Raw genomic sequence first — 12888 nt, 5'->3', positions numbered from 1 at the left:
TTAACACCAAATTATTCTTGCAGTTTTTCATGATTCGCATCAAATTGTGATCGCTGTATAATCAGACATATTATTTAAATTTATTCCATATGATTTTTTATGACTTACTCTAAGATAATTACGGTAAACCCCTTGAAAATAGAGTCCGCTTTATTTGACTTTCAGTGTTTGGAGCTCTTGGCGGAATTTTTTAAGAATGCACAAATAGGAACTTTGTGGAATAAGGAGCATTGTTACGAGCATACGTATCAAAATATTAAGTATCGATTTTGTTTTACACATTCATTGTTAAAGTCGGAGCAGACTGAAGGGCAATTTGCCATTTTTGATACAACACAAGATCCTCTGGGTAAAGGATTTTATGGGGCGGTATATCCTGTCTTGGGTACAATACAATTTAAAAAACATCAGCCTGTTTTAAACCGTAATGCCAAGGAAGTAATTAAAATTGAAGATCATATGCACCATGAACGAAGAGCATTAGTTGAGGCGGAGTATCAATTTTTAAGACGTGCTGACTATCTGCAAGTGAAACCACCAGTTTTTGTTTTTGAAGATAATAGTAAAAAAAGTTACTTGCTTATGGATAAGGCAGAAGGATGTACTTTAGAAGCACTTTTGTGGGATAAGGGTCGCCATGGCCGACTCACAGTAAAAGAACGATTCGACATTACTTTTGCTATTTTGCATGCGGTAAAATCACAAGTCACAGATAAGCGGATCGTGCATCGCGATTTGAAACCTTTAAATATGCTTATCGATATGAAAAAAAGCCCACCCCAAATTGCAATTATTGATTATGGGCGCGCTATGTCGAAGGGTAATCAGGACGCACGTGTTGTGGGAACACCCGCGTATCGTTCGCCTGAGTCCTTTATAGCTCCGGTAAAATATTCTGAAAAATCAGATGCTTATGCGGTTGGGAGAATATTGAGCTATGTCTGGGGTGATTCTTATACCAATTATTATCTAAATAATAGAAGATCTTGGTCTTGGCCTGAGACGAAGCAAATGGCGAAGAATCATCATTTATTTACCTGTACTGGTGCCCATCTGTTTAAAAGTGATGAGGCGATCATTCGAAATTGTCTAAATGGATTATTGCAGGAGGAGCCTGATGCTCGTTCCTCACTGGAGGAGGCGATTGAATTGTTTTCAACAGTTTCCCGTCCAATGTATCAGTTAGAAACAATACAAACTTTTTCAAAAGTAAAACTGCATCATTATGAGCATCGGCTTAGACTAATTAATAAATTGTTACGTGATTTAAAGGAAAAGGAAAGGGACTTAGTAGCGCGAGGTTTTATTGAAATAGCAGGTCGTGTTAAAAGATTACATAATAAACTTACCGAATATACTAATGAATTTATGAAAAACCCGGATCCTTTACTTCTTCCCTTATACAGTCAGCGTTGTTTCGCTAAAATAGATAAACATCGACCGTTCTTTCAAGATAATCGCGATCTTCAATGGTTAATTAGTGAGATTGCTGCTGTGATTGGACTTTTAGTAGTGGGGTATGGACTTGTGGTAGGAGTTAATTATCTTTTTACGAAACGATGGGGATTATTTTCTCAGCCTCAAACGGATCGGATTACGGAAAATATTAAAAATAATATTCATGGTCTATTAGATTTGACAAATTGATATAGGATTACTAATCTTGAGTTGTGCACTGCCGCATAGGGAGAAATAATGAAAAACGTTCACTTTGATCAAAAAGAATTTAGTAATATGGAATTTCCGTTACAAAAATTAATGGATCTAAATATTAAAACGATGCAAAGCTTTTCCTATATGAAACCTGGTGAGCTTTTTAGCATAAAAAAACCAGAAGAGCTCTTAGAACGAAACATGAATATGTTTATTCGTAACAGTCATATGGCCCTTGATTACATGCGTGATACTTTTAGTATTTTAGAAAATCATTGGATAAAAGTATCTCATCGCACGGAAGAAACTGCGAAAGACATAATGAACCAAGCAAGTTCAATAGCAAAAAAGGCGAGTTCAACAGCAAGCAAAGCAACCCCAAAGCCTGCTAAACCTGCAGCTAAGAAAACTGCTGCTTATACTAAATCTGCTGCAAAACCAAGCACTAAAACTGTTGCTAAAGCAGCTGAGAAAAAAAGTGAGAAAAATGCTGATAAGCCTGTAGTTCAGCACAGCAAATCCGCAATGCCTCATTCTCCACAAGCTATGAAACAAGAACCACGGGTCGCTGATGAGAAAGCAAAACATCATCAAGCAGAAAATATAGAACATGGTCATAGTGCTTCAAAAGTAAGTCCAATGCGTGATAAGGGGCTGGGATTACTTAATAAGGGAAGAAATGCTCCTAATTGATGTGGTTTGACGGCCATTAAGTTAAGTAGGTTGGGGCGATGCCCGACATCGGCATTTACCTGGTTTAATTGGATAAACCAATTAAGGTACTTAATAAACTCTTGAGGGGGAGGAGGGTGCTCCTCCTCTCAAAAACAGATTTTAATAATTATTGTAATTGCTCAGGTTGGCCTCGGTAGAATGTACTCCAATTTGTTGATTTATTTTATATCAAGGTTCTTAGTTTGTTCATAATAGATTTCGTTACACAAAATAAAAAACAGTGGCTATGGCATGAAAAGGTTTAAAATAATTCAATACGGTCTTATTTTGATGGAAAAGTGTTGTTTTTTTTAAGTTCTTTTGTTAATGCATGCAATAAAGTAGGGTATTTAAAATCAAAGTGATACTTTGTAAGGCGAGCTGGAATTACGGATTGCCCAGATAAAAGTAATTCAACACCCATCTGGCCTAAAAGCATTTGAATTAGCCACGCTGGTACATGAAGAAATGCTGGTTTTTTTAATACTTCTGCAAGAGTCTTATTAAAGGTTTTTTGAGATACTAGTTCTGGTGCTACCAAGTTTACTGATCCTGTGATTTCAGGATGGCTGATAAGAAATAAAATGGCATTAACTAAATCACTATGATCAATCCAGGCTAGCGGCTGTTTTCCGGTGCCGATTACCGCCCCCATTCCAAATCGAGCGGGCAATTCCAGTTTTTTTAACATCCCTTCACCCTGTTTGAGTACAACACCAAAGCGCATGATGGTTACGGGTATATCATACTGCATTCCTTGAAGCGCTGTTTGCTCCCACTGGCTAACCAAATGATTGGAAAAACTACGTTCCGATGCGTTGAGATTGCCTTCTTCAGTATAGGCCTCATGTGCATTGGCTAATTCTTTTTGTAAACCATAAATGCCAATAGCACTGGCATTATATAAATGAGGTTTTTTCGAGGCATTTTTAGCCCATAGAACAAATTGTTTGGTTGGTTCAAGACGGCTGGATAATAATTTATTTTTGATTTTAGAAGACCAACGGTGGTCGGCAATATTTTCACCTGCGAGATTAACTATTGCATCAAACTCCCCAGGATTTAACTGTGATAACTCATCCCAAGTGGTTGCATTTACCTGATTATTAAATATTTTTTTTATCTTATCTTTATTGCGGCCCACAACCCATAAATCATGTTGGCCTCCCTGTAATTCGGCAATTAAAGAGCGTCCAACTAATCCTGTTCCACCACCAATAATGATTTTCATAAATTGAATTCCTTTAAAATCATGTCGTGCGCATGAGAGGTAATGATATAATAATTCTCTGGTCAAAAAAACAAAAACGAAGATGGCGAAACTCTATTTTTATTTTGCAGCAATGAATGCTGGGAAAAGCACCGTACTCCTACAATCAAGTTATAATTATCACGAACGTGGGATGCAAACTTTACTGTTTACTCCGGCAATTGACGATCGTTATCAATCAGGTACGGTCCATTCGCGTATTGGTTTATCTGAAAAGGCGCTTGTTTTTAATGCGTCTGATGATTTGTATAAAATGGTAACCAACTTACAGCAAAAATACGCTTGTATTTTAATTGATGAAGCGCAATTTTTAACCCGTGACCAAGTTTATCAATTAACAGAAATTACTGATAAATTAGGTATTCCCGTTTTAGCTTATGGTTTGCGGACTGATTTTCGTGGTGAGTTATTTGAAGGCAGTCAATACTTACTCGCTTGGGCTGATGAACTGGTTGAAATTAAAACAATTTGCCATTGTGGACGTAAAGCCACTATGATTTTACGACTTAATGAGCAGGGCGAAGCGATTACTGAGGGTGATCAGGTGTTGATTGGCGGAAATAACTTATATTCATCTACTTGCCGCAAACATTTTAAAGAACGATTACCTCATGCAAATTAAAAAATTCAAGAAGAATTAACAGCTTAAGTTATTAGGAGCGCTATGAAAGCACAAACTATATCATCATTTGGTGATTATTCCGTTTTTAAAACAGAGGAAGTTCCTATTCCTAAAGTTAAGGCAGGTTATATAGGTGAGGCTCATAAGTTAATGGAGTCTGGGAAGGCTATAGGTAAGATTGTGGTTGAAATTTGATATATTTGCCTGAAACTGACTTTCACTCGAATTATTGCGGCTTGACCGCGGTAATTCGGCCTTTATAAGTCAAGATCTACTTATTCTGCCAACCCGACATTTTAATTTGCTTTTTCCCACAATACCATCTAAATTTATGTCTGTAGTACGCAATTTAATCTTATTTTAATCTTATGGAGAAAAGGAAATGTCCAAAGACAATAAATTTAAGAATGAATCACAAGATGCGCGACGCCATGATCAACAACATGCTTCTCATCATCCTGATAAAATGAAAAAGCATGCCGAGAAGCCAAAATCAGATAAAAGAAAGTAGAGCTTAGTGTTGCTTGGTTTCTCTCGAATTACCGCGGCCTGTCCGCGGTATCTATCAATTGGATGTTCAAAAATGTGTAACTCACCGCAGAACTAGTTCGAAACTCTATACCTTGGTTTTTATTGAAGAAAAGTGTAGCCTCATTTACGCGAGCAATTTGCTTTACCTTATGCTGTTGAGTCCTTGCGTGCCTTTAAAAATCAAGAGATAGCACATGAGCCTGTCTCTGTTGCGGCGGTTGAGCCTTTGAATGTTTCCGGATTTATTTTGTCCGGACCACGTGTTTCTGCAATTTCCGGTGAGATGATTGTTTTTAAATATTAGGAACCCTTTGTTATGGAACAAAGACAGATAGGTAAAAATGGACCTTGGGTTAGCCCAATAGGGCTTGGTTGTATGGGGATGTCGACCTCTTATGGCCCCGCGAACGATACACATTCCATTGAAGTCATTCATCGTGCGCTGGAGTTAGGTGTCACGCTTTTGGATACGGCGGACATGTATGGTTGGGGGCATAATGAAGAGCTTATTGCTAAGGCAATAAAAGGCAAGCGTAATCGCATAATTTTGGCGACTAAAGTGGGATTTGCTAAACAAGCAGGAGGGGGGCCACGAGACTATATTATTAATGGCTCGCCTGCTTATATTAAAAAAGCCTGTGAGGCTAGTTTGAAACGGTTGGCAACGGAGGTCCTTGATTTATATTATTTACACCGGGTTGATAAGCTGACGCCCATCGAGGATTCAATTGCAGCGATGGCTGAATTAGTAAAAGAAGGCAAGGTGCGTTATATCGGTATTTCTGAGGTAAAACCTGATACTATTCGACGTGCAGCTCAAGTTCATCCCATTGCAGCGGTACAAACAGAATATTCGCTATGGGAACGTAATCCTGAGCATGAAATTATACCTACCTGCCAGGAGTTGGGTATTGGTTTTGTGGCATATAGCCCTTTGGGACGTGGATTTTTGACCGGCGCAATCGCGAATATGTCTCAATTAGCTGCTGATGATTTTCGTCATTTATTGCCTCGTTTTCAAGGTGAAAATTTTAATGCGAATCAAGTGGTTATTATGAAATTAAACGAAATGGCCGCAGCAAAGCAATGTAGCTTAGGCCAGTTAGCCTTGGCTTGGATTTTGGCTCAGTCTACTAAGGTGATCCCCATTCCTGGGACGAAACGTTTAAGTTACCTGGAGGATAATTTAGGGGCTCTTGATCTGGTGTTGTCCGAAGAGGATTTGCAATTATTAGAGCAATTGGTTCCGGTAAATGCAGTGAAAGGGGATAAATATCCTGATGCATTTAAACGGGAGGCTTAAGTTACGGAAAGTTTACAATTTATACGAGGAGAATGCTTTCACTCGTAGACGATATACACAATGAAGTATCAAGGAATTTATCTGGGAGTATAGAAAATGTCTTTATTAAAACGGTTTAAAAAGTTTTACCAGTCATCAGCAGAAAATAGAATTCAAATCCATGTATTTTTAGGATTTGTGATTATTCCTATAATTGGAATGGCACTGTTGTATATATTTGTGCGGACATTTTGGTTGTAGAAGTAACCAGAGGTGTTCACAGATCATCGTCATTGTGAATGAAGTGAAGCAACCCAAGGCTCTGTGTTTCGAACTCATGGGTTGCTTCGTTGCAATGACGGAATTTACATACCTCGTGAACGCCTGGTTTTTATGAACCTACAGTTTCAAATAAGAACCAAACCCTTCTTTCGGTCTCGTCAATATAATTTTCTAAAAGACTAGTTGTTGCCACATCCTTTTTTTCGCTGCAAATTTCATGAGCAGCTCGCATGCGGGTTAAAAAGCTTTTATTTTCCAACATTAAATCACGCAGCATATCTTCAGCAGAGAATACTGAGTTGACGTCTTTAACATGTTGTAATTCTTTAATTTGACCGATTGAATGAATGGTTTCTTCACCTAGCTTGCGTACACGCTCAGCCAATACATCAATCATCGCAAAAATCTGATCGCTTTGCTCATCAAGTAATAAATGGTAATCACGGAAATGACGGCCAGACATATGCCAATGATAATTTTTCGTTTTAACATATAAGGCAAAAGTGTCTGCTACGAGTGGGTTAATTACTTGGGCAATAATACGTCGATCTTTCGGTGCCAGATCATTAGGCGTAGCAAGTTTAATTGATTCCATTTTTTTCATGTTAACCTCATATAAGTGGTTTGTGTCAATATCCTTATTATCTTGCCTGTATAACATACAAGTTCAATATAAAGTGTAGACCAATAAATGAGAACAATGTTTTTTTTTAGTCTGGTGTGGCCCGTATTAGACGAAGTCATAATACGGGTATTATTAAATTTTTTACTTTCCGGCCGTTACCGTAATGGTCGAAGCAGTCCCACGACCAAAAGTATTCGGATCATACATCGCCTCAGCAAACACCGGAGGAACGGTATACGTACCAATGTTGACTGCTTTAATTTTATAAACTAATTCCGTTGCGGTACTACTCAAACCACCAAAGAAATTAACTCGGTCTTCGCGTACATCGAAATAATCCATATTATTTAGTTTTACAGAATCACGCACCACTTCAAAACCACCTGGCAGTAGATCTTCAATAACAATGTTGGTTAAATAATCTACTTCTAAAGTGCGAACCTGAATATGAACTTCAATTTCACTACCTAAGGTGGTAGAGGTGATTGCATGCCCCTGAGCATCGCGGTATTCCCTAAAGATTTCAAGGCCTGATTTCTCTGGCTCTTTAGGAAGAACCGTATTAAATCCTGATTGTATGAGCTGATAAAAGAACAGTTCTTTAGCCGGATTTTCAAAACGAATGTGCTTGGTATCTGTACCCAAAGAAGCCTTTTGGTAATTGGCATTATTAACCGGTACAGGAATCTGTTCATTATTAGCCAAGATTTTGCTCATCGATAAGTTTGAGGACGTATTAATCGCCGTATTTTGAGGATAGGCTCCCAAAGCCAGACTGACATATCCTGATAATACGGTATTAATCTCATTATTATTAATCGCATCAATCAAGCGCATTAACACGGTGTCGCTTACTTGAGGCAATAAATTGGGGAAATGCTTGGCCACAATATAAAGGTATTGTGCATCCGCAATATTGCTGTCGTAGAAGTCTGTATCAGAAGACAGATCAAGCTGTGGTTTGTATCGGCCAATCAGTTGATTTGCTTCTTCATGACTTTGCAGCAGTTGATAGGTGCCTGCAAGATAAACCGCAGTAATGTCATTATTCCATTGCTTGGCATAATTCTGCTCCAGATACAATTGCAAATTTGTAATGTAGTTTGTTGTAACAATTTCATTACGCGTCAAAATGTAGATTGCATAAGCCTGAATTCGTGCTGCATTCAAATCCTCAACATTTTGGCTTGCCAGTGTTTTTAAGTAATTAATCCCATTAAAAAAGAGATCATTAGGCACAGTAAACCCTTGAGCTTTTGCTTCAGTTAAGAAATGCATTGCATAAACGGAAGCAAAATCATTTCCTAGGTTATCGCCAAGGCCGGGCCAATAACTGAATCCACCACTAGACATTTGACGTTGGCTTAGCATTTGTATGGTAGCATTAATTTTGCTCGTGATTTCTTTCGTTTCACTCGTAAAACCCGTTTGATTGTTCATTGCTAATAAGGGCATGACCTTGCTGGTTAATTGCTCTGTGCAACCATAAGGATAATTATCTAAATACCGTTGTAATCCAAATACCAGAATTAATGGGCTGGTAGATATAGTGGCATTTACATTACGGTACTCGGGATAAAAGCTTTGCATAATATCCAAAGTTTTTTGCGCATCTTTAGATTTACCACTATCAATATAGGTCATTAATGGCGTTGCTGGTCTGACACTCAAAGTGGCACTCATACTGCCCGATTTGTCCGCTGCTGTTGCCTTAAATCCTACGGTTGCAGAACCTAATAATGATTTGGCTCTTAATTTGAAGTGAACCGTTTGCTCCTTACCCTCAGTAATGTCTAAAGTTTGCGAGGAGGCACCAATAACCTCAACTTCAGGTGAGGTGGTTAAATCCACGTTAACTGAAGCATGTTCTCCGGAACCTTTGATGTTATTGGCAATGGATGAAGATATTTCAAACTCATCACCAGGGGCCACAAAGGTTGGCACGTTAGGGTTTATGATAAAATCACCGCGAATTTCCGCAGAGGCATCCTTAGAGCCGACTGAATCAGTTGATACAGCCACGGCCATTACTTTAATACTGCCATTAAAATAATCTGGAACTTGATAAACAAGCTGACGTGGGGTGCTGTCGGCATCCTGAAGGCCAGACCAGAACACTACAGGCAAATCAGTTTTACGTTTGAATGGGTTGAGGCGACTTGCCATATTTTCTTCGCCATCATCACCACCAATCGCTGACAACTCTCGAGATTGAATAAATTGAGGAATAATCTGATCCACAGTTTGTTCGGTCAATACTTCAAGCGCTTGTTTTTGGAAGAAGAAGGCAAGCGGGTCAGGGGTTGAGTAACGGGCAACCTGTAAAATTCCTTGGTCCACTGCGAACACAATGATTTTTCCGGGCTTATCGGTACGGTACTCAATAGTCAATGGCTCACCAGGACGAGAAACTGCTGCCGTTTTTAAGTCAATTGTAACATTATGATTATCATGATTTACCGCAAAATGTGCAATGCTGTAGCTTAACGGGCTAATAAAGAGTTCCGGAGAATTCCAGTCACGTATAAAGGCCACATTTATGTACCCATTTCCTTGAAAATCAGCAGGGATACGGATGGTTTGCACTGAATTGGTGGTATCAGTTTTAAACCATTGAGCAGCATAAACTTTATCTCGCTCTATAGTGATTAATCCGGAACCGGTATAGGGTGCAGTAATCTGAATTTCGATGTCATCATTGGCATGATATTCAGATTTATTTAGTTTAATTGATAATTCAGCATTTTTTGCCAAAGGCTGTTGGCTGGCACCCACAATACTGAGTTTTAATTGGCTAAGTACGGCATCGTTTTTTCCAAGAACACTTAGTGAATAGTCACCAATGGTTTGTGTTGGTAACGTATAGTTTGTACCGTGTTTGCCAATAGTAAACGGGGTGGTGCTAACAATACTGGATTGAATTATTGATTGATATTGGTAAGTACCATCAGGCTTTTTAATCAAAGTCGTAACTGGATGTAAGGAAACCAATTGTATTTTCAAGTCACTTACGTCTACATTATTCAACTCAGGATTTACGGCAATATAATTAACTGAGCGAGCCGAATTTTGTTTGATAAATGATAGATCGCCATCGGCTTTATGGCCTACAAAATAGGGCAGCGGGCTGACTAGTGTTTGAACCTGACTGGTTACACTACGACCACCATCGGCTTCAAAGCCTTCTGCAAAGAACGTTAGTTGATAGGTTGCTTGTTCAAAACGGCCAAGATTTAAATCAAACTCAGCCTCACCTTTATCATTGGTTTTGGTATTCGCCAAGGCTTCAGTAAATACTTTGGCTGGTTTTTTCGGATCGATTAAGGGATCAGCAAATACATAGTCTGGGTATTTGGAAAATTGTACTTTTTGGGGGACCAGCAGAATTTTACCACTGATTGTTCGATTTGCAGCAGGGGCTCCATAAAGATTCCACAAGCTTACTTCACCCTTAAGGTTTTCCGGAGAACTCCAGCCTGTAGCTGGCTTCGGTGATAAGCTGGTGTTAATTCGCATTCTATCAGGTAAAAACTCAGAAAATTTCAGAGAAGTAGAGCCTAATATATTTTGTGGGTGATTATCCTTAACCAAGAACAAATTCACTGTGTATTGGCCGGTAGGAGCATTTGCATTGGTAGTAAAATCAAGGTTCATGTAGCCTAAATCATTTAGGGTAATTTTCTCATCTTTAACGGTGGTACCGCGTGGATCAACAATGGTGATCTGCAAGGGTAAGCCTGCGGGTTGGGACTGTGCAAAGGTTTGTTTCACAATCATGCCAATATGTGCTGTGTCCCCCGGTCTGTAAATACCGCGATCAGAGAACAGAAACGCTGTTAAACTTTGCATGTCTTGGCTGTAATAAGTATACAGCCCACCAACGTCAAATTTGGAAAAATTTAGCTGACGATTGGTATTATTAAACGGAATAAATGAAACATCATTATTTAGTTGTGCTAGATATACTGTAGGTTCTCTATCTTCAATAAAGTCCTTTAGGGTTGGGAAGTTTGCACGTCCTTGGACATCAGTAACTCGAGATAGAATAGGGAGGCCATTTTTACCCAAAACGGTTACGATGGCGTTAGCTACTGGACCTCCTTGAGTAATGGAGTTTACAAACACATCATGACTGCCGTTATTATTATCTTTAACTAATAGGGCAAGGTCTGTAATGAGTATTAAGCGACTGGCTTTGACATCCAGAGGGATGTTACGGGCTGTATCCCACTCAGTTGCTTGTAAGAGGAATAATCCTTGAGGGCCTGAAGTATTTGTTTCTGTAGCAAGATATTTACTAAAGTCTAAGGCAGTATATTGCTGTTTCGCTAAGTCAGAAGTATCAAATTGCTGAACATCACTAGAAATTTTACTAATGTTTTGTTGATTAAATGACGGATTAATAAAGTAGGGGTTATTAAAGTCACCTTGAGTCTGCGTGACGAGTTGGTTTACATTGTCAGGCAGCACACGTGCAAAATCAAATTTGACTGCAGACACGCCACGCACTAACACGGATAGTTTCTTTTCACCGCCTAAAGCAAGTAGAGAACCTTTATGTAAGAAGCTGATTTCTCTAGGTAGGACTGGAACAGGTATTACGCTAACATATCCATTACTCAGGCTAAAGTTGCCAAATCCCTTCATGCCCTTATCGATTTTAACGAAAATGTAGCTGGGCGTTTTTGCCGTGAATTTAAAGCTATGCAATGTTGAATAGTTTTGCTCAGTTGGTAGAGCTTCTTTGGTCAATGGAGTGGCTAATGCCAAAATATCTTGGGTTACTTCCCCTGGATTTTGCCATTGATAATTTTCTTTTGCAGGTTCAGCGGCAGTAGCGGGACGATCTTTAGGTAATAAGTAGAAATGCACTGATTTATTAAATTCGCTTTCATTAATACCTAAAGTTGTTTCAACCGTCAGAATTTGTTCAGGGCGGTCTTTTTCATTTCTGATAATAGAAGCTGATGCGGAGGTTACTTTAAGGAAGCCATTTGCATCGGGGATTAAGATTTTATCAGATAACTCTTTATTTAATGTTGCTGATTTAGTTAATGAACTTATGTCTTTATTTAGTGCTAATCGTAAAAAGCGGGCAACATCTTTAATATTAATGGTGTCTGAGTTTAAGTAAGCAATTCGTTTATGCTGATCATAAGTGTAAGAGAAGGGAAGCGATTCGGTGGTGTTCCCTGTTTTTCCTTTTTCTTGGGTTTGGAATGCTAAAGCCGTATTTTTTTCTAGACTTTCAGGGTTTACGGGGAAGTTGAATTCAATAGTAGCAACGGCTTTTCTTACTTCTACATGCACCGGGTCTTGATAGAGTTTAAACTCAGCGATTTTAGCGATGAGTGGTTGGGTAGAAAATGAATAAGTAAGAGATTCCATATTCGCTGTAGCTGCAAAAAAGTCTGGTGCAAACTTAATTGTATATTTTTGTCCTGCAGGCCAGTCTTCAGTAGGGACAAAGGTTAATTGGCTATCGCTGCTCCAGTTCCAGGTACCTGGAATTGTTGGTAACATTTCAATACCTTTGGTTATGGTCTGGCCAACTAAGCTTAAAGGGGCAACAGATTTATTAATAAATCCATTCTTATTTTTTACGCCAAAATCAATAACTAAATTTCCTGGAACCAATGTTTCTTCATTTGGCGTAATGGCAGGAGGTGTAATCTCTGCGATGGTGTATATTGGTTGAGGCTGGTTTTTATACCAATGCGCCGTATATCCCGCAGCGCATAAGACGAGCAGGGCGAGCAAACTTCCCCCCCAGAATTTTTTGGGGGACGTCTTCGATTTATTTTTTAGATAACTCAGCCAGGGAGGGCTATTCCAATTTAATTTGCCAAACACAGCAGAGAAAGCATTTAATATTTTTTTGCTCATAGTAGATCCTGGCTGTTAATCGA

The 12888-nt window shown here is 38.9% G+C and carries 9 protein-coding genes; 6 read left to right on the top strand and 3 right to left on the bottom strand.

Annotation, left to right across the window (positions count from 1 at the left end):
* The first annotated feature begins 99 nt into the window (after positions 1–99).
* Together legK1 and ACQY7T_RS11710 are read left to right on the top strand one after the other, a co-directional pair.
* Positions 100–1647: a Dot/Icm T4SS effector kinase LegK1 gene (legK1, locus tag ACQY7T_RS11715; protein ID WP_428413635.1), complete on the top strand. Its 1548-nt coding sequence runs from the start codon at positions 100–102 to the stop codon at positions 1645–1647.
* A 48-nt stretch (positions 1648–1695) separates the two neighbouring features.
* A complete protein-coding gene (locus ACQY7T_RS11710) occupies positions 1696–2346 on the top strand; it encodes a hypothetical protein (protein WP_428413633.1) in 651 nt (216 codons plus the stop codon).
* A gap of 304 nt (positions 2347–2650) precedes the next feature.
* Here the strand turns inward: ACQY7T_RS11710 and ACQY7T_RS11705 are convergent, their stop codons facing one another.
* Entirely contained in the window at positions 2651–3598 is a 948-nt protein-coding gene (locus ACQY7T_RS11705; RefSeq protein ID WP_428413631.1) for a TIGR01777 family oxidoreductase, read from the bottom strand.
* 82 nt (positions 3599–3680) lie between these two features.
* Here ACQY7T_RS11705 and ACQY7T_RS11700 point away from each other — a divergent pair, with 82 nt between their 5' ends.
* From ACQY7T_RS11700 to ACQY7T_RS11685, 4 genes are all read left to right on the top strand, one after another.
* The gene (locus tag ACQY7T_RS11700; protein WP_428413629.1) at positions 3681–4259 is read left to right on the top strand and encodes a thymidine kinase; all 579 of its coding nucleotides are present in this window, start codon (positions 3681–3683) and stop codon (positions 4257–4259) included.
* Between the two features lie 42 nt (positions 4260–4301).
* Positions 4302–4454, top strand: a complete 153-nt coding sequence (locus ACQY7T_RS11695; RefSeq protein ID WP_428413627.1) for a hypothetical protein — start codon at positions 4302–4304, stop codon at positions 4452–4454.
* Positions 4455–4641: 187 nt separating this feature from the next.
* Entirely contained in the window at positions 4642–4770 is a 129-nt protein-coding gene (locus ACQY7T_RS11690; protein ID WP_428413625.1) for a hypothetical protein, read from the top strand.
* 336 nt (positions 4771–5106) lie between these two features.
* Positions 5107–6093, top strand: a complete 987-nt coding sequence (locus ACQY7T_RS11685; RefSeq protein WP_428413623.1) for an aldo/keto reductase — start codon at positions 5107–5109, stop codon at positions 6091–6093.
* 370 nt (positions 6094–6463) lie between these two features.
* On the opposite strand, the gene ACQY7T_RS11680 is transcribed toward ACQY7T_RS11685, so the two are convergent.
* Both ACQY7T_RS11680 and ACQY7T_RS11675 read right to left on the bottom strand, forming a co-directional pair.
* On the bottom strand, positions 6464–6958 hold the full coding sequence (locus tag ACQY7T_RS11680) for a Dps family protein (protein ID WP_428413621.1): 495 nt from the start codon (positions 6956–6958) through the stop codon (positions 6464–6466).
* Between the two features lie 162 nt (positions 6959–7120).
* Positions 7121–12865, bottom strand: coding sequence for an alpha-2-macroglobulin family protein (locus tag ACQY7T_RS11675; protein ID WP_428413619.1), 5745 nt, complete (start codon positions 12863–12865; stop codon positions 7121–7123).
* Between the last annotated feature and the right edge of the window lie 23 nt (positions 12866–12888).

It is taken from the genome of Legionella sp., from assembly GCF_965140895.1.
In the GTDB taxonomy this organism is placed as follows: Bacteria; Pseudomonadota; Gammaproteobacteria; order Legionellales; family Legionellaceae; genus Legionella.
Note: the sequence above shows the minus strand (reverse complement) of the source record. Positions and strands in the feature narration are given on the sequence as shown.